A 17058-nucleotide genomic window follows, 5' to 3' on the forward strand; every position below is an offset into this window, starting at 1 on the left:
GTGTTCCGGCATATGGCGAATTGTCACAGTTCTGGTCGTGGTCGTCACGGGGATGCCTTTCCGTGTGGTGAAAATTATCGGCGGACTGCCAACAAAAGATCAAAATTTTCTCAACGAGAACCCGGAGCGGGGCTCAGGCGCGGCGGCGGATGGCCGGGCCGAGGGCCAGCATTCCGGCGGCCGAGGCCAGGCCGACCGCGCCGATCGTGAACCACAGCGCCCGCGGCCCCAGCTCCAGCAGCGGCCCGCCGAGCAGCGGGGCCAGCACCGCCGCCGCCGACCAGGCGAGCCCGAACAGCCCCGCGTACCGGCCGCGCAGTTCCTCCGGCGCCAGCGCGGCCACGATGGTGCCGGCGATGCCCGCCGTGACGATCTCGCCGGCCGTCCACACCGCGATGGTCGCCGTCAGCCCCAGGGTGCTCGTGACGAACGCGGTCAGCGCGAACCCGGCCCCCATCACGGCCAGGCCGAGGGCGAACGTACGTGCCGGGTCCCGGCGGCCGAGCCAGCCGGACACCAGCGGCTGCACGACCACGATCAGCACGCCGTTGAGCGCCATGGCCGTGCCGTACTGGGCCGTGGACAGCCCCGCCGCCTTCGTCATGGCCACCGGCAGCATCGTCATCGTCTGCGCGTACACCAGCGCGTTCCCCAGCACGACCAGCGTGAACGCGACCATCACCCGGTCACGCAGCACCGCGCCGAACCCGCCGGTCGCCTGCCGCGCCCCCTCGGGCCGCGTCTCCGGGACGGCCCGCCACACCAGCACCGCGAAGACCACGCAGGAGACCGCGTCGATCCAGAACAGCCAGAGGAACCCGAGCCCGGCGAGCCAGCCGCCCGCCGTCATGCCGACCGAATAGCCGAGGTTGATCCCCCAGAACAGCAGCCCGTACGCCCGCGGCCGCTCCGCCGGCCCCACCAGGTCGGCGACCAGCGCGTTCGAGGCCGGCCTGTAGAGGTCGATGACCACCCCGAGCACCAGCATCGAGGCGAGCACGGCCGGCAGCGAGACGCTGTAGCCCAGCGCGAGCATCGCGGCGCCGCTGGCCAGCATGCCGCCCGACAGCGTCGCCCGCCGCCCGATCCGGTCCGTCAGCATCCCCGCGAGCGGCTGCGACAGCAGCGAGCCCACCCCGAAGACGCCCATCACCAGCCCCGCGGCGGTCACCGACAGGCCGCGGGCCTGGGTGAGGTAGACGCCGGTGAAGGGCATGACCATGGTGCCCAGGCGGTTGACCAGGGTGCCGCCCCACAGGGCCCAGAACGGACGGGGCAGCCCGCCCACCTGGGCGCGCAGGAACGACGGGGGCTTCTCGACGGACGTGCTCGACATGCTCCAGAGACTGCGACCTCCGGGTTGGCCGGGGCGAACGATTTAGCCCACACTTAAACGATGTCCATCACGTGGGTGATGCGGCCCGAGGACGTGGCCCGCATCCGGTTCGCGTTCTCCCCGCTGTGGGAGCTCGTCGCCAGTCTGCGCACCCTGCGGCGGCCGGCCCGCCAGTCCCTGCACCTGCCGTGGATCAAGGCCGTGCGCCCCCGGCTGGCCGGGCTGGACCTCACCGAGCTGCTGGCGCTCGTGCCGCCGACCGGCTACCTGGCCGACTTCCTCACCCCGCCGCCCGACACGCCGCTGCCCGACTTCGCCGCCGAGCTGGAGCGGGTCAGGCGCACCGCGCCCGAGCGGGTCCTCGACGAGCTGGCGCACCTGCGCGAGGCCGGCCGGGCCGACCCCGCCGTGCTGGACCGCCTCGCCGCGGACCCGGAGGCCACGGTGACGCGGGCGGCCGACGCGCTGGAGGCGTACTGGGAGACGTGCTTCGCCGAGTTCTGGCCCCGTGTGTACGCCCTGCTCGAACGCGACGTGCTGCGCCGCTCCCGTCAGCTCGCCCAGGGCGGGGCGCGCGAGCTGTTCGCCGGGCTCGACCCGGCCGTCACCTGGACGGGTGAGCGGCTGCTGGTGGACCGGCCCTGGTGCGCCACCGGCGGGCTGCACGGCGACGGGCTGGTGCTCGTGCCCAGCGCGTTCCACTGGCCGTCGGTGGCCGTCATGTCGGCCCCGTACCAGTCGATGCTCGTCTATCCCGTGCTGGGCGTGGGCACCCTGTGGGAGCAGGGGCCGCCGCCCGCGCCCGGCGCGCTGGCCGCGCTCATCGGGCGCAGCCGGGCGCGGATCCTGCTCGCGCTGGCCGAGCCCGCCACCACCTCGGCGCTGGCCGGCCGCATGTCGCTCACTCCTGGCGCGGTCAGCCAGCACCTCGGCGTGCTCAGCGGCGGCGGGCTCGCCGTCGGGATGCGGGTCGGCAAACAGGTCGTCTACCGCCGCACCCTCGCCGGCGACATGCTGGCCGGTCAGGCGTAGCGGGCCGACTCCAGCAGCCAGTCCAGGTGGGCGCGCGGCGCGGCCAGGTAGGCGCAGGCCACCAGGCTGACGTCCCTGGCCGCCTTCGGCGCGAGGTCCTGCAGCGGCAGCCGCCTGGCGGCCGTGTGCATGTCCTCGCAGCGCCGTACGATCCGGTCGAGCACCCACGCGGTCGCCTCCCGCTCGCCCAGCCCGAGCTGGCGCATCGCGAGCACCACGAAGTTGTGCACGTCGCCGCGCTCCTTCGGCCGCGAGGCGACGTCGTTGCACCAGGCGGTGACGTCGCTGCAGGCGTCCACGAGCTGCCGCCACGGCTCCGAGTCGTGCAGCCAGTCCGGCACCTCCACCCGCAGGCACGGCTCGACCAGGTCGTACAGGTAGGGGCCGACCGTGCCCCTGCGCAGCGCCGGGTACTCCTCCAGGGTCGGCATGCGGCGCGCCGCCCGGTTGTCGGCCTCGGTGCGGCAGGCGTCGTGCTGACGCTGCAGCCCCACCGCGAACCTGGCCCGCCACCGGTCGCTCATCCGCGCGCTGGTCACCCGCCACAGGTCGGCGAAGGCCGCCTCCAGCGGATGCCGGGCCGAGCCCCTGAGCAGGCCCTGGAAGACCTCGACCGGGCACTCGCCCTCGTCCAGCTCGTCGTCGAGATGGAACAGCCAGGTCAGCCACTGCGCGAACAGCGCCGCCGCGGCCGCGTCGAACTCGGCGAACGCCCGCGCCGCCATCCGGTGGAAGCCGACGCCCGGATCGGCCCGCAGGCCCGTGCGCCGCGCCCAGTCGATGACCGCGGCCTCGATCGCGTACACGGAAGGGTGCATCCGGCACGGCTCGGCCATCGCGGGCACCCGCTCGGTCAGCGGCAGCAGCGCCAGCGCCGCCGAGCCGCCCCGGCGCGGCAGCGGCATCATCGAGGTCAGGACCGAGCGCAGCGCGGTGCGCACCGTGGCGAACACGTTGGTGCCCGTCTGCTCCGTGGCGCTCTCCGCCTGGTTCACGGTGTTGTTCACGGTGTTGTCCGCGGTGTTGTTCGTGGTGTTGTTCACAGGGGCGTTCACAGCGGGCCGAACAGCCAGTTGCCCGCGGCGTTCGGGTCCGCGCTGCGGTAGAAGTCGGCGGCGGCCGCGACCAGGCCGGTCACGGTCAGCGTGCCCCGGCCCTCCCGGTCCAGCCGGTCGAAGGCCGCGTCCACGTCGTCGTAGGCGACGCCGAACGCGCTCAGCATCGTACGGAACTCGCCGATCGTGACGTCGCCGTCCCGGTCGCCGTCGCACAGCTCGGCCACCGCCTGCGTGGCCGGACGGAACACCGCGTCGTAGGAGTCGCCGGTCACGAACGCGGCCGTCATGGCCGTGCGGAAGTCCGGGCGGGCGATGCCCGAGTCGCCGTCGCGCTCCAGCGTCCGGGCCAGCGTGGCCCAGATGCCGTCGAAGCTCCCGACGAGGCTCGCCCCGGTGACCGAGGTGGGGGACTCCCCGAAGCCCACCAGGATGCGCGCCCCCAGGCCCAGCAGGTCCTCACGCTCGACGACCCCGTTACGGTTCGCGTCGATGTGGTCGAAGGCCCGATCGAGCTTGTGATTGAGCAGGTCGATAGCCACCTTGCCTCCCCCGAGACTGACTGCGTTGATCACAGTAAGACGGGGCGGGGGCTTTGTCAGCGAGGCTCGCACCGGCATTGTCGGCGGGACTGTCGGCGGGACTGTCGGCGGGCCCGTCGGCGGGACCGTCCGGGGGCGTCCTCACCGCGACCTCCCGTAACCTGTGCGAAACACGGACACGGCATCCTGATAGAAGACCTGTACTGTCTGCATGAGGGGATGCCTTGGACCGCCAGCAGGAGTTCGTGCTCCGCACGCTCGAGGAACGCGACATCCGGTTCATCCGGCTCTGGTTCACCGATGTTCTCGGCTTCCTCAAGTCCGTCGCCATCGCCCCGGCCGAGCTGGAGGGCGCGTTCACGGAGGGCATGGGCTTCGACGGCTCGGCCATCGAGGGCTTCGCCCGCGTCTACGAGTCCGACATGCTCGCCAAGCCCGACCCGTCGACGTTCCAGATCCTGCCCTGGCGCAGCGAGACGCCGGGGGCCGCGCGCATCTTCTGCGACATCCTGATGCCCGACGGCTCGCCCTCGCACGCCGACCCGCGCTGGGTGCTCAAGCGCACCCTCGCCAAGTGCGCCGACATGGGCTTCACCTTCTACACCCACCCCGAGATCGAGTTCTTCCTGCTGAAGAACCGTCCCGAGGCCGGCATGCGGCCCGAGCCGATCGACTCCGGCGGCTACTTCGACCACACGCCGCACAGCTCAGGACACGACTTCCGGCGCCAGGCGATCATGATGCTGGAGTCGATGGGCATCTCGGTGGAGTTCAGCCACCATGAGGGCGCGCCCGGCCAGCAGGAGATCGACCTGCGCTACGCCGACGCGCTCACCACGGCCGACAACATCATGACCTTCCGCCTGGTCATGAAGGAGGTCGCGCTGGAGCAGGGCATCTGGGCCTCGTTCATGCCCAAGCCGTTCACCGAGCACCCCGGCTCCGGCATGCACACCCACATGTCGCTGTTCGAGGGCGACCGCAACGCCTTCTACGAGGCCGGCTCCGAATACCGCCTGTCCAAGGTCGGCCGGTCGTTCATCGCGGGCCTGCTGCGGCACGCCGCCGAGATCACCGCCATCACCAACCAGTGGGTCAACTCCTACAAGCGGCTGTGGGGCGGCGCCGAGGCCATCGCGGGCCAGGGCGGCGAGGCCCCCTCCTACGTGTGCTGGGGCCACAACAACCGCTCGGCCCTGGTCCGGGTGCCGATGTACAAGCCGCACAAGGGCGGCTCCACCCGCATCGAGTTCCGCTCGCTCGACTCCGCCTGCAACCCCTACCTGGCCTTCGCGCTCATCCTGGCGGCCGGGCTCAAGGGCATCGAGGAGGGCTACGAGCTGCCGGCCGCGGCCGAGGACAACGTGTGGACCCTCACCAGCGCCGAGCGGCGCGCCCTCGGCATCCAGCCGCTGCCGGGCTCGCTCAACGACGCGATCGAGGTCATGGAGCGCAGCGAGCTGGTCGCCGAGACGCTCGGCGAGCACGTCTTCGACTTCTTCCTGCGCAACAAGCGGGCCGAGTGGCGCGAATACCGCCGCCACGTCACCGAGTTCGAGCTCGGCCGCTACCTGCCGATCCTCTGAGCCCGCCGGTCCCGCGGCCGGGGCCGTCCGGTCCCGGCCGCGTGGGGACGGGACCGGACGGGCGCCCTACTTGTTGACGTGGCGGTTCAGGTAGATCGCCGCCTTCTTCATGGCGGCCGCGCTCTTGCCCGCGCGGTGCCGCTCGGCGGTGGCCACGGCCTGCTTCAGCGTCGTCCTGCCGTGCACCTTGGCGGAGGAGTCGTACACGCCGTGCGCGTAGTTGAGCCAGGCGGCCAGCAGCTCACGGTCGAGCAGCGCCTTGGCGGCCTTGCTCTTGGTGTTCAGCACCTTGTACGCCTTGCCCAGCGTGCCCGCGCCGGTCAGCTCGGGGAAGACCTTGCTGCCGTTCTGGGCCAGCGTGAGGTAGCAGCGCAGCGTGGCGTTGCTCAGCGAGCCCTTGCCCCGCAGCATCTCCACGGCCCACGCCTTGGCGCTCAGCGGCTTGCCGCCCCTGCCGCGCGAGCAGGTGTCGGGCACGGGCTGCGGGTCGCCGTAGATGCCGGGGTCGACGTTGCTGTGGCCGTCCTCGGGCGAGGTCGTGGGCGTGGGGGCCGGCGTGTTGGTCGGCGTCGCCGACGGGCCCGGGGTCGGGGTGCCGGTGGGCGTCGGGGTGGGGGAGGGGGACGCCTTCGACGGCAGGGCCGCGGTCAGGTCGATCCGCTTGGTGGTCACGCCGCCGTACGTGATGGCCTTGCCGGTGTCCTGCAGCTTGGCGATCCGGCCCTCGCCGGGCAGCTGCGGGTACGCCTGCCGCACCAGCGCCAGCGCGCCGGCCACGTGCGGGGCGGCCATCGAGGTGCCGCTGAGCACCCGGTAGCCGCCGCCCGGCGCGGCGCTGTTGATCTGCACGCCGGGCGCGAACAGGTCGAGCAGCGCGCCCCGGTTGCTGAAGCCCGCCACGGCGTCCTTGTCGTCGGTGGCGCCGACGGCGACCGCGGCCGAGACGCAGGCCGGGCTGGACACGCCGTCGGTGAAGCCCTCGTTGCCCGCGGCGACCACGACGCTCACGCCGAACTGCTTGAGCCAGACGATCTCGTCCTTCAGCGCGCCGGCCGACGGGTCGGTGTCGCAGTGCCGGGTCTGCTTGGCGCCGCCGCCGAGGCTCATGTTGACCGCGACGATGTTCTTGCCGGCGTGCACGCTGTCGACGTACTGGAGCGCGGCCTTCTGCGCGGAGACGAAGGTGGCGAAGCACGGCGCGGCCCTGCCCAGCTGCTCCTGGCAGACCGGGCCGTCGAGCCGGGTGAACACCTGGATCGGCAGGATGCCCGCCTCGGGGGCGACGCCGTTCGACGGGGCGCCCGCCGCCTTCTTGCCGGCCGCGATGCCCGCCACGTGGGTGCCGTGGTAGCACTGGTTGGCGCCGTTCACGACGCAGGCGGCGGTCTCGGCGTCCGCCGCGCCCGCGCCGGTCTGCACCGACTGGCCGTTGGGGCAGAGCGGCTTGGCCCCGTAGTACGGGTCCGTGGAGGTGGCGGAGAAGCACGCCTCGCCGACGATGCGGCCGGCGAAGAACGGGTGGTCGCGGTCGATGCCGGTGTCCAGGACGGCGATGGTCGAGCCCTTGCCGGTCCAGCCGGCCGCGTTGGCCTTGTCGGCGCCGATGAGCTTGGTGCTGACGTCGAGCGTGGCGACGCTCAGGCGGTCCTCGTAGACGGCGGCGACGCGGTCGTCGGTCCTGACCTCCTCCAGCGTCGCCTTGTCCAGGTTGGCGACCAGGAAGTCGTCGGAGAGCTTCTTGTCGACGACCTGGGTGCCCTTGGACGCCTTCTCGGTGTCGGCGGCCACCGCGTCGACGCTCTGGCCCTTCTTCAGCTCGATGACGGCGCGTACCTTGTGCCCGCCGCGCACCTCGGCCGTGACGTTCTTGGCGACCTCGGGATCGCCCGCCGCGGAGTGGGCGGGGGCGGCGGTCAGCGCGCCCGTGGTGGTGAAGGCGAGCACGGACGCGCCCGCCAGCAGAGACCGTAGTCTCACTGGACCTCCGGGGGGTTGAGGGGGTCCATCCGCCGGCGCTCATGCGGAGTGCGAGCAGTGCTCAGCGACTCCGCGGCTCCCCGTGGCCGACGTCGGAACGTTCCCCGTTGACGTTGAGGGGCCAGCGTAAGGAGTTACCGGAGGAATCGGTGGGAATGAGGTTATTCCGTTATGGGGAAACCTTCCCTTACCGGATCATGGTCGGGCCCGAACACGATGGCCTCCAGCAGGGCGGCCGCGTCCCTGTCGATGACGTGGGCGACGGCCGCGGGCGCCGGGTCGCCGCTCCTGACGCGCGCCATCAGCCCCTCCCACCTGCGCCGGTGCCGGGCGAACGTACGCGCGGCGACCACCCTGCCCCGCTCGTGCTGGCCCGCCAGCGCCGTCTCCGGCGGCGTGTCCAGCAGCAGCAGGTGCAGCCGCGCCCCGTGCCACCTGGCCAGCCGGTCGAAGCCCCGCAGCACCGACGGCGCGCAGCCCCGGTTGTGCGCCACGACCGCGCGCCCGGAGGACAGGGCCCGGCTGATGCGGGCCAGGTGCGTGGCGAAGACGACGGCCCGGCGCACCGGCTGCGGCGCCCATCCGAGCCGGCCCGCCCAGTGCTGCTTGGACTGGTAGGAGTCGATCACCACGACCGCTCCCCGGGCGACGGGGGCGCTCTCCGCGCCGTGCAGCCCGTACAGGCGGCGCAGCAGGGTCGTCTTGCCCGCGCCCGGCAGCCCGGTCAGGATGACCAGGGAGCCGGGCGGATAACGCACCGCGCCGGCGCAGGCCGGATCGTCCAGCACGCTCCACCGTCTCCTTCTCCCCGTGCGCCCCCGGTGTCTCCTCGCGGGGGCGGGTGTCTCCCAGACTGGCCGAGGAAGCGGCCCGGCGCGAATCCGTACGGAACCCGAAGGCCGCTCGTATCGGCCGAATGGTGTGCGGGACGCCGGAAACCCGAGCTAAAGTGCTGTCCAACGCCTTGATCGGTCTCACTCCGGAAGAGCTCGCGGAGTGAGACCGATTTTCGTTGCTTCTGACCCCCGAGTCACCTCCGCGGCATGTGCGGTGCCTAGCGTCCGACCCAGGGTGGGAAGTATCGGACCCCTTCGAGGCGTTAAGCGGTGTATGGATCGGGACGTTACGACCCCCCTGCCCTCGGGTAAAGCGGGAGTCCAGTAAAATCGGCCCGTTCTTTTTGATATTTCAGGACTTCGCGCCCTTGTGGCGACATAGGAGGGTGTGGCATGACGACGGCTGCCCTGCAGACCGTGTTGACCGTTCCGCAGCGCTTCCGCGGCCCGGAAGGAGTCGCCAACGGCGGCTGGATCGCGGGGACGATGGCGGAGGCGCTCAACGGTGGCCGATCAGCCGTCGAGGTCACGCTCCATGCCCCCACCCCGCTGGAGACCGAGCTGCGGCTGGAGCACGTCGCCAACAGCGTCTCCCTCTCCCGCGGTGACGACCTGCTCGTCGAGGCCATCCCGGTGGCCGAGGACCTGAAGGGGCCGGGCTTCGTGCCGTTCAACGACGCCGCCCGCGCCGAGGCCGGCTTCGCCGGGCTCAAGGCGCACCCCTTCGCCGAGTGCTTCGCCTGCGGCCTGCGTGAGCCGGGCGACGGCCTGCGCATCTTCCCCGGCCCGGTGCCCGGATCCGACCTGGTTGCGGCCGGCTGGCGGGTGCCGTTCACGGTCGCGGGCGAGGACGGCGTGCCGGCCTCGATCATCGGCGCGGTGCTCGACTGCATCACCGGCTGGGCCCACTTCGGCCCCGGCGAGAGCGCGCTGCTCGGCCGCCTCGCCGTGCAGATCCACGGCCAGGTGCACCCCGGCGGGCGCTACTCCGTGGTCGCCCGCCCGACCGGCCGCGACGGCCGCAAGATGTACGGCGAGAGCGGCATCTACGAAGTGGACGGCACGCTGGTGGCCGCCGGCCGGGCCACCTGGATCGCTCCACGCTGACCCCCACGCCGACCCCGGCGTGAGAACGTCCCGCCCACCCCGCTCCCCGCGGGGTGGGCGCTTTCGTCTCCGCCGGTCACGGGGCCGTGAGCCGGTCCACGACGGTCGCGACGCAGCGGTCGTCGAACACGATCGTGTAGTGGTTGCAGTCGGGGACGACCTCGTCGCGCAGTCCGGGCAGCCGGGCGGTCCAGGGGGCGGCCAGGTCGTCGGGGAGCATCGGCACGTCCTGGTTCAGCAGTCCGCGCGGCGCCCGCAGCAGGGTCATCGGCGCCTTGACCGCCTCCAGCGCGGCCGAGAGCGCGGCCTGCTCGGTGTGCAGCCAGCGGCCGTCCTCGCGCACCGCCTCGGGCACCGCGCGCGAGCGCAGCGCGCCCTCGGGGCCGGTCAGGTCGTAGCGCACGTACTCCTCGACGTCGTCGCTCCAGTGGCCGGCGAAGGCCGGATGGTTCCTGAAGAACTCGACGTACGCCTCCGCCGACGGGTACGTCTGCCGCAGCCGGTCGAGCGCGGGCCCCAGGGCCGCCGCCAGCGCCGCGTCCGGGTCCACGCCCTCGGGCAGCGGCGGGAACGGCAGGCCGCCGTCCACCAGCACCACGCGGGCGAAGTCGCGCCGCGCGGCGGCGAGGACGGCCACGTACGCGCCCATGGAGTGGCCGGTCAGCACCGTGCCGCCGTCCGCGCCCACGTGCTCGGCGACGCGCAGGACGTCCTCGGCGTGGCGGGGCAGCCCGTACGGGCCGGGCAGGCCCGCGCTGTGGCCGCGGCCGCGCAGGTCCACGGCGACGAGCGTCCAGTCGTCCGGCAGGCGGCGGGCGACCGCCCCCCAGGACATGAGGGAGGCGGTGATGCCGTGGACGGCGATGATCAGGCGGGGGCCGGAGCCGGCGCGGGCGATGCGCAGGCCGTCCACGTCGTCGAATGCGAAGGTCATGCCCGGATCTTAGGTACCGCCGCCGAGGCTGGCCAATGGGGAAGTTTCTCCCATAATTACCGTTATGCGAATCACGGTCATCGAGCACGAGCGGGAAGCCGGGCTCGGCTATCTCGCCGGGTGGCTCGGCATCGCCTGCGACGTCGTCCGGCCGTACCTGGGGGACGAGGTGCCGGCGCGGGCCGCGGACGGGCTCGTCGTGCTCGGCGGCGCGGCGGCGGCCTGGGAGGACGAGCGCAGCCCCTGGCTGCCCGCCACCCGCGACCTGCTGCGCCGCGCCGTGGACGAGGGCACGCCCACGCTCGGCGTCTGCCTCGGCGCCCAGCTCCTCACCCTGGCCTGCGGCGGCGCGGTGGAGCGGGGCGGGAACGGCCTGGAGGTGGGGCTGTGCGAGGTCTCCGCACTGCCCGCCGCGCGCGAGGACCGGCTGCTCGCCGGCGTCGGCACGGTGCCCGCCGTCCAGTACCACCAGGACGCGATGACCCGGCTGCCCGAGGGCGCGGTGCCGCTGATGACCGGCTCGCAGTACCCGAACCAGGGCTACCGCCTGGGGGAGGCGGCTTGGGCGGTGCAGTTCCATCCCGAGGCCACCCCGGAGATCTTCGCTTCCTGGACGTACGAGTCCGGCCTGGACGCCGCCGAGGACCTGAACCGTGAGGTCAAGGCGGCGGAACCGGACCTCGTCGCGGCCTGGCGGCCCGTGGCGCAAGCCTTCGCGGCCGTCGTCAGAGAAGGCGTCGTCAGGGAAGGCGCCGTCAGAGAAGGCGCCGCCGGAGCGGGCGTCGTCAGGGAAGGCGCCGCCGGAGCGGGCGTCGTCAGGGAAGGCGCCGCCGGAGCGGGCGTCGTCAGGGAAGGCGCCGCCGGAGCGGGCGGCGCCTGAGCGGCCCGCCCTCTTCCGGGCGGCGGGCGCGCGTGAGCAGGTGCGCCAGGCCGTGCACGGCCCCCAGCGCCAGGGGAAGCGCCGCGAGCCCCGCCACGCCCGCCCGCCCGCCCGCGTCCATGGGCACCCCGGCGGCCCTGAGCCGCCGCCACGCCCACCACGCGTACGGGATCACCACCACGGGCGCGGTCGCCACCCCCGGCGTGTAGCCACGGACGAGCGCCGACTGCGCCAGGTGCACCACCCCGTGCACCCCGAACCCGGCCAGCACCGTCTGGAAGGCCGGGCTGCGCCCGCCCGTCGCCGCCCCGCGGGCCGCCGCAGCCGCCACGATCCCGCCCATGAGGCCGATGGCCACGTTGACGTGCGCCTGCGACATCTCCAGCCGCTCCCACGGAACGTCGGGAAACCGCTCCTCCAGCCAGGGCCGGGCCTCGCGCAGCCAGCCCGCCATCGTGACCAGCTCCTCGGCGTCGTGGACGGCCCACGCCGCCAGCAGCCCCCATGTCACGCCCGCCGTCACCGCCGGGCTCGCGTCGCCCTCCGTCATACCGGCCTCCTCTCGAAACACAACGCAACGTTGCGTTGTCATACTAGGGCGATCGGCGCGACTCCTGCAAAATGGAGAGGTGCCCAGGATCGAATCCACCGCCGCGCGACTCGCCAAGCTCGGTTTCGCTGACGGCGCCCGGGCCGCCCAGCTCGTCCGCCAGGCCGACCCCCGTCTCGACGACCTGCTGGAGTCGCTGGTCGACGTCGCCGACCCCGACCTCGCCCTCGGCTCCCTGACCCGGCTCGCCGAACGCGACCCCGCCGTCCTCGACGCGCTCCGCGCCGACGACGGGCTCAGGACCAGGCTGCTCGCCGTGCTCGGCGTCAGCGACGCCCTGGGGGAGCACCTCGTACGCCACCCCGGCGACATCGCCCGCCTGGCCCGGCCGGACCAGGACGACCCCAGGGACGAGCTGCTGCGCGCGGTCGGAGCCGACCCCGCCGCGCCTGAGCCGGCGGCGACCGGCGAGGACGTCCTGACGGCGCTCCGCGTGGCCTACCGGGGCCGGCTCATGCACCTGGCCGCCCGCGACCTCACCGGGCAGGCCACGCCGCAGGAGGTCATGGCCGAGCTGTCCGACCTGGCCGGGGCCGCGCTCGAGGCCGCGCTCGCCGTCGCCCGCACCGAGGTGGACGCCTCGGAGGTGAGCCTCGCGGTCATCGGCATGGGCAAGTGCGGCGCCCGCGAGCTCAACTACATCAGCGACGTGGACGTGATCTTCGTCGCCGAGCCGCGCGAGGGCGCCGACGAGACCAAGGCCCTGCGCGCCGCCACCCGCCTGGCCCAGGCCATGATGCGGGCCTGCACCGCCACCACCCCCGAGGGCGCGCTGTGGGAGGTGGACGCGGGCCTGCGCCCCGAGGGCCGCTCGGGGCCGCTGGTGCGCACGCTCGCCAGCCACCTCGCCTACTACCAGCGGTGGGCCAAGACGTGGGAGTTCCAGGCGCTGCTCAAGGCCCGTCCGGTGGCGGGCGACCTCGCGCTGGGGGAGTCCTACGTCCAGGCCGTCAACGACCTGGTGTGGGCGGCCGCCACCCGCGAGCACTTCGTCGAGGACGTGCAGGCCATGCGCCGCCGGGTCGAGGCGCACGTCCGCGCCGAGGGCGAGCGCCAGCTCAAGCTGGGCCCCGGCGGGCTGCGCGACATCGAGTTCGCGGTGCAGCTCCTGCAGCTCGTGCACGGGCGGCTCGACCCGCTGCTGCGCCGCCGGGCCACGCTGCCCGCGCTGGCCGCCCTGGCCCGCGGCGGCTACGTCGGCCGCGACGACGCCCGCGGCCTGGCCGAGGCGTACGCGTTCCTGCGCCGGGTCGAGCACCTGCTGCAGCTCCACCGGCTGCGCCGCACCCACATCGTCCCCACCGCGGAGGCCGACCTGCGCAGGCTCGGCCGCGCGCTCGGCATGCACGCCGACCCGGTGGGGGAGTTCACCGCCCGGTGGCGGCGGCACGCCAGGGAGGCGCGGCGGCTGCACGAGAAGCTGTTCTACCGGCCGCTGCTGCAGGCCGTCTCGCGGTTGCAGGAGTCGGAGGCGCGGCTGTCCACGGCCGCCGCCGCCGACCGGCTGGAGGCGCTCGGCTACCTCGACCCCAACGGCGCGCTGCGCCACATCGCCGCGCTCACCTCGGGGGTGTCGCGCCGGGCCGCGATCCAGCGCACGCTGCTGCCGGTCATGCTCGGCTGGTTCGCCGACACGCCCGACCCCGACGCGGCCCTGCTCGGCTTCCGCCAGGTCAGCGACAAGCTCGGCGCCACCCCGTGGTACCTCCGGCTGCTGCGCGACGAGACCGCCGTGGCCGCGCGGATGGCCAAGGTGCTCGGCACCAGCCGCTACGCCACCGGCCTGCTCATGCACGCCCCCGAGGCGGTCGCCCTGCTCGGCTCGGACGAGGAGCTCGCCGTACGCTCCCCTGAGTCGCTGGCCGGCGAGGCCGCGGCGGCGAGCTCCCGCTACGTCGCCGACGGCGACCCGGAGACCGCGGTGGCGGCCGTGCGGGCGCTGCGCCGCAGGGAGCTGTTCCGCACCGCCGTGGCCGACCTGTCCGGCCTCATCGACATCGAGGCCGTGGGCTGCGCGCTGTCGGCGCTCAACGACGTCACCCTCCAGGCCGCGCTCGACGCCGCGCTCCGCAAGGCCGGCGACGTCACCTCGTTCGCGATCATCGCCATGGGCCGGCTCGGCGGCCTGGAGTGCTCCTACGCCAGCGACGCCGACGTCATGTTCGTCCACCGGCCGCGTCCGGGGGTGGACGAGCGCGAGGCCACCGACGCGGCCTTCGCCGTCGCCAATGAGCTGCGCAGGCTGCTGTCGCTGCCCGCGCCCGACCCGCCCCTGCTCATCGACCCCGACCTGCGCCCGGAGGGCCGCCAGGGGCCGCTGGTGCGCACGCTCGCCTCCTACCGGGCCTACTACGGTCGCTGGTCGTCGCCGTGGGAGTCGCAGGCGCTGCTGCGGGCCAGGTTCTCGGCCGGCGACGCGGAGCTGGGGGCGGCGTTCACCGCCATGGCGGACGAGCTGCGCTACCCGCAGGGCGGGCTGCCCGACGACGCCGTACGCGAGATCCGGCGGCTCAAGGCCCGCATGGAGGCCGAGCGGCTGCCGCGCGGCGCCGACCCGGCCCTGCACACCAAGCTCGGGCCGGGCGGGCTCTCCGACGTGGAGTGGGTGGCCCAGCTCCTGCAGCTCCGGCACGCGGGAACGCTCCCGTCGCTGCGCACCACCCGCACGCTCGACGCGCTGCGCGCCGCCGTCGCCGAGGAGCTGCTGGCCCCCGCCGACGAGGCCGTGCTGGCCGAGTCGTGGCGTTTCGTCTCCCGCGTACGCGACGCGCTCATGCTGGTCAAGGGCCGTCCCGGCGACAGCGTGCCGCGCGACGCGGGCGAGCGCCGGCTCATCGCCCAGACCCTCGGCTATCCGCCCGACGGCTCGGAGGACTTCCTCGACGACTACCGCCGGGTCACCCGCCGCGCCCGCAAGGTGGTGGAACGGGTCTTCTACGGGGGTTGATGGCCGCCGTTCCCCGGGTGTATCAAGGCGCGATGTTATCCGTCTACGTGGATCTCGCCCTCGGCCTGGCCGTGACGTTCCTGCTGCTGTCGCTGCTGGTGAGCGGCATCAACGAGGGGGTCGTGCGGCTGCTGTCCATCCGCAGCAAGTTCCTGTGGGCCTACCTCAGGGACACGCTGGACGGCGCCGACCTGAACGGATCCTGGCTGCCCGCCCGCGTACGCGACGTCTTCACCCGGCTGCCGTTCCTGCGTGACCCGCGTCCCCGCCACAGCGACCTGCCCGCCCCGCCCGAGGCCGGCACGGTGCCCGAGCCGCGGGCCAAGGCCGACGACTCCATGATCAAGCTGCTCTACGAGCGGGTACGCGAGATCGACCACGCCAAGCGCGGGCGCACCAGCATCGCCGACATCCCGCCCGGCCGCTTCTCGGTCGCGGTCATGGAGCTGGCGACGAGCGAGGACGGCGACGTGGAGCGCTTCCTCGCCAAGCTCAAGGCCGCCGACAGCCCCCTGTACGGCCACCTGAAGGGCATCTGGGAGACCGCCCAGCGCGACCTCGACCGCTTCCGCCAGGGCGTCGAGACCTGGTTCGACGGCGAGATGCAGCGGCTGTCGCTGCTCTACAAGCGCTACGTCAAGTGGGTGCTCGCCGCGCTGAGCCTGCTGGTGACGCTGGTGTTCACGATGGACGGGCTGGAGTACGCCAAGACGCTGCTGCGCGACAATGCCTTCCGCGCCTCGGTGACCGCCGTGTCCGAGGCCGGGCCCGACGCGTACAGCGAGCTGAAGGCCCGGTGCGCGGGCGCGGACCCCGTGCACTGCGTCACCGAGACGATGAGCCAGCCCGCCCTGGTGCGGATGCTCGGCCAGGCCCTGGTGAGCGTGTCGATCCCGGAGGAGGGCGAGCCGAGCGTCGACTGGAACGGCTCCACCTGGTGGGACCGCCTGATGACGCCCAGCCACTGGCCGGGCTTCCTGCTGACGTACGTGGCGCTGCTGTTCGGGGCGCCGTTCTGGTGGGACGTCCTGCGCCGCCTGACGGGGATCCGGTCCCGGCGCTGACGCCGTAGTGTTGGTCGGATGGAGACAGAACGGCTGATCATGCGCAGATGGCGCGAGGAGGACCGCGAGCCCTTCGCGGCCATGAACGCCGACCCCGAGGTCATGGAGCATTTCCCCGCTCTGCTCACGCGCGAGCAGAGCGACACCATGGTGGACCGCATCGAGCGGCAGTTCGACGAGCGCGGCTACGGCCTGTGGGCGCTGGAGGTCATCGGCACCGGTGAGTTCATCGGTTTCACCGGGCTGATCTGGCAGACGTTCGACGCGCCCTTCCTGCCCGCCGCCGAGATCGGCTGGCGGCTGGCCCGCCCGGCCTGGGGCCACGGGTACGCCACCGAGGCCGCCAGGCGGGTGGTCACGTACGCGTTCGAGGAGGCCGGCCTGACGGACATCATCTCCATGACGGCCACCACCAACCTGCGTTCGCAGGCCGTCATGCAGCGCCTCGGCATGACCAGGGACCCGGCCGAGGACTTCGACTTCCCGTCCGTGCCGGAGGGCAGCCCCCTGCGCCGGACCGTCCTCTACCGGCTCAGGGCCGGCAACCCCTGAAGATGATCTCCAGCGTGCGGTCCTGCAGCTCCGGCGTCCAGCCGGACAGCAGGGCCGCCTGCGAGGCGGCCGCCAGCAGGGCGGTCACCTCCTCCAGCCGTACGTCCTCGCGGACCGCGCCCGCCTCCTGAGCGCGGCGCAGCAGCGTGCCCAGGGGCTCGTCCAGCGCCCGGAGCGCGCCGCCGAGCCGCAGGCCCGCCCCGCCGCCCGTGAGCAGCTCCGCCACCGTCCTGCGGGCCGCCGCCGCCTCCACGACGCGCGTGAAGAACGCGAACAGCGCCGTCTTCGGATCGCCGCCCCCCGCCAGCTCGCCCGCCTCGGACACGAGCCGGGCGAGCAGCGCCTTGAAGATCGCGGCGAGCAGGTCGTCCTTGGTCGGGAAGTGCCGGAACACCGTGCCGATCGCCACCCCGGCGCGGGCCGCCACCTCCTCCGTGGACGCCGACGCGCCGCGCTCGGCGAAGACCTCCTCGGCGGCGGCCAGGATGCGCTCGCGGTTGCGCCGGGCGTCGGCACGCAACTGGGCCACCGGCGTCCTCCCTCTCCTCGTTGACAAGCTGAGTGGGCACTCATTATGTTCGCTGAACGTGAGTGCGTACT

15 protein-coding genes are annotated in these 17058 nt (G+C 73.3%); 7 read left to right on the plus strand and 8 right to left on the minus strand.

Annotated elements, in window-relative coordinates:
- Positions 1–133: 133 nt before the first annotated feature.
- Positions 134–1336, minus strand: coding sequence for an MDR family MFS transporter (locus tag ABD292_RS33610; protein WP_344214498.1), 1203 nt, complete (start codon positions 1334–1336; stop codon positions 134–136).
- A gap of 60 nt (positions 1337–1396) precedes the next feature.
- Between ABD292_RS33610 and ABD292_RS33615 the strand changes: the two genes are divergently transcribed.
- Positions 1397–2368: a DUF5937 family protein gene (locus ABD292_RS33615; RefSeq protein WP_344214500.1), complete on the plus strand. Its 972-nt coding sequence runs from the start codon at positions 1397–1399 to the stop codon at positions 2366–2368.
- Here ABD292_RS33615 and ABD292_RS33620 read toward each other — a convergent pair.
- Together ABD292_RS33620 and ABD292_RS33625 are read right to left on the minus strand one after the other, a co-directional pair.
- A complete protein-coding gene (locus ABD292_RS33620; RefSeq protein ID WP_344214502.1) occupies positions 2359–3411 on the minus strand; it encodes a terpene synthase family protein in 1053 nt (350 codons plus the stop codon). The two genes, ABD292_RS33615 and ABD292_RS33620, sit on opposite strands and share 10 nt — an antisense overlap.
- An 8-nt stretch (positions 3412–3419) precedes the next feature.
- Complete coding sequence (locus ABD292_RS33625; RefSeq protein ID WP_344214504.1) at positions 3420–3965, minus strand: EF-hand domain-containing protein; 546 nt, start codon at positions 3963–3965, stop codon at positions 3420–3422.
- 224 nt (positions 3966–4189) lie between these two features.
- Here ABD292_RS33625 and glnA point away from each other — a divergent pair, with 224 nt between their 5' ends.
- A complete protein-coding gene (gene glnA, locus ABD292_RS33630; RefSeq protein WP_344214506.1) occupies positions 4190–5551 on the plus strand; it encodes a type I glutamate--ammonia ligase in 1362 nt (453 codons plus the stop codon).
- A gap of 66 nt (positions 5552–5617) precedes the next feature.
- Here glnA and ABD292_RS33635 read toward each other — a convergent pair whose 3' ends face one another.
- Together ABD292_RS33635 and ABD292_RS33640 are read right to left on the minus strand one after the other, a co-directional pair.
- Positions 5618–7528 carry a S8 family peptidase gene (locus ABD292_RS33635; protein ID WP_344214508.1) on the minus strand — a complete coding sequence of 637 codons (1911 nt, stop codon included), beginning with the start codon at positions 7526–7528 and terminating at the stop codon, positions 5618–5620.
- A 161-nt stretch (positions 7529–7689) separates the two neighbouring features.
- Complete coding sequence (locus ABD292_RS33640; RefSeq protein ID WP_344214510.1) at positions 7690–8316, minus strand: AAA family ATPase; 627 nt, start codon at positions 8314–8316, stop codon at positions 7690–7692.
- 441 nt (positions 8317–8757) lie between these two features.
- Between ABD292_RS33640 and ABD292_RS33645 the strand changes: the two genes are divergently transcribed.
- Entirely contained in the window at positions 8758–9471 is a 714-nt protein-coding gene (locus ABD292_RS33645; protein WP_344214512.1) for a PaaI family thioesterase, read from the plus strand.
- A 76-nt stretch (positions 9472–9547) separates the two neighbouring features.
- Here the strand turns inward: ABD292_RS33645 and ABD292_RS33650 are convergent, their stop codons facing one another.
- Positions 9548–10405, minus strand: coding sequence for an alpha/beta hydrolase (locus ABD292_RS33650; protein ID WP_344214514.1), 858 nt, complete (start codon positions 10403–10405; stop codon positions 9548–9550).
- A 64-nt stretch (positions 10406–10469) separates the two neighbouring features.
- Between ABD292_RS33650 and ABD292_RS33655 the strand changes: the two genes are divergently transcribed.
- On the plus strand, positions 10470–11285 hold the full coding sequence (locus ABD292_RS33655; protein ID WP_344214516.1) for a type 1 glutamine amidotransferase: 816 nt from the start codon (positions 10470–10472) through the stop codon (positions 11283–11285).
- On the opposite strand, the gene ABD292_RS33660 is transcribed toward ABD292_RS33655, so the two are convergent.
- Positions 11251–11835: an HXXEE domain-containing protein gene (locus ABD292_RS33660; RefSeq protein ID WP_344214518.1), complete on the minus strand. Its 585-nt coding sequence runs from the start codon at positions 11833–11835 to the stop codon at positions 11251–11253. The two genes, ABD292_RS33655 and ABD292_RS33660, sit on opposite strands and share 35 nt — an antisense overlap.
- A gap of 79 nt (positions 11836–11914) precedes the next feature.
- On the opposite strand from ABD292_RS33660, the gene ABD292_RS33665 reads away from it, so the two are divergent.
- From ABD292_RS33665 to ABD292_RS33675, 3 genes are read left to right on the plus strand one after another with little or no spacing between them, the layout of a single operon-like run.
- Positions 11915–14842, plus strand: a complete 2928-nt coding sequence (locus ABD292_RS33665; protein WP_344214520.1) for a bifunctional [glutamine synthetase] adenylyltransferase/[glutamine synthetase]-adenylyl-L-tyrosine phosphorylase — start codon at positions 11915–11917, stop codon at positions 14840–14842.
- Positions 14843–14874: 32 nt separating this feature from the next.
- Positions 14875–15906 (plus strand): hypothetical protein, encoded by a 1032-nt coding sequence (locus ABD292_RS33670; RefSeq protein ID WP_344214522.1) that lies wholly within the window; start codon positions 14875–14877, stop codon positions 15904–15906.
- An 18-nt stretch (positions 15907–15924) separates the two neighbouring features.
- Entirely contained in the window at positions 15925–16458 is a 534-nt protein-coding gene (locus tag ABD292_RS33675; RefSeq protein WP_344214524.1) for a GNAT family N-acetyltransferase, read from the plus strand.
- Here ABD292_RS33675 and ABD292_RS33680 read toward each other — a convergent pair.
- The gene (locus ABD292_RS33680) at positions 16439–16987 is read right to left on the minus strand and encodes a TetR/AcrR family transcriptional regulator (RefSeq protein ID WP_344214526.1); all 549 of its coding nucleotides are present in this window, start codon (positions 16985–16987) and stop codon (positions 16439–16441) included. The genes ABD292_RS33675 and ABD292_RS33680 overlap by 20 nt on opposite strands.
- Positions 16988–17058: the final 71 nt, after the last annotated feature.

The sequence above is a fragment of the Nonomuraea bangladeshensis genome (genome assembly GCF_039529455.1).
Lineage (GTDB): Bacteria > Actinomycetota > Actinomycetes > Streptosporangiales > Streptosporangiaceae > Nonomuraea > Nonomuraea bangladeshensis.

Coding starts and splice junctions, on each gene's coding strand:
- ABD292_RS33610 (WP_344214498.1), bottom strand. CDS start 1,336: ATGTCGAGCACGTCCGTCGAGAAGCCCCCGTCGTTCCTGCGCGCCCAG.
- ABD292_RS33615 (WP_344214500.1), top strand. CDS start 1,397: ATGTCCATCACGTGGGTGATGCGGCCCGAGGACGTGGCCCGCATCCGG.
- ABD292_RS33645 (WP_344214512.1), top strand. CDS start 8,758: ATGACGACGGCTGCCCTGCAGACCGTGTTGACCGTTCCGCAGCGCTTC.
- ABD292_RS33650 (WP_344214514.1), bottom strand. CDS start 10,405: ATGACCTTCGCATTCGACGACGTGGACGGCCTGCGCATCGCCCGCGCC.
- ABD292_RS33655 (WP_344214516.1), top strand. CDS start 10,470: ATGCGAATCACGGTCATCGAGCACGAGCGGGAAGCCGGGCTCGGCTAT.
- ABD292_RS33660 (WP_344214518.1), bottom strand. CDS start 11,835: ATGACGGAGGGCGACGCGAGCCCGGCGGTGACGGCGGGCGTGACATGG.
- ABD292_RS33670 (WP_344214522.1), top strand. CDS start 14,875: ATGTTATCCGTCTACGTGGATCTCGCCCTCGGCCTGGCCGTGACGTTC.
- ABD292_RS33675 (WP_344214524.1), top strand. CDS start 15,925: ATGGAGACAGAACGGCTGATCATGCGCAGATGGCGCGAGGAGGACCGC.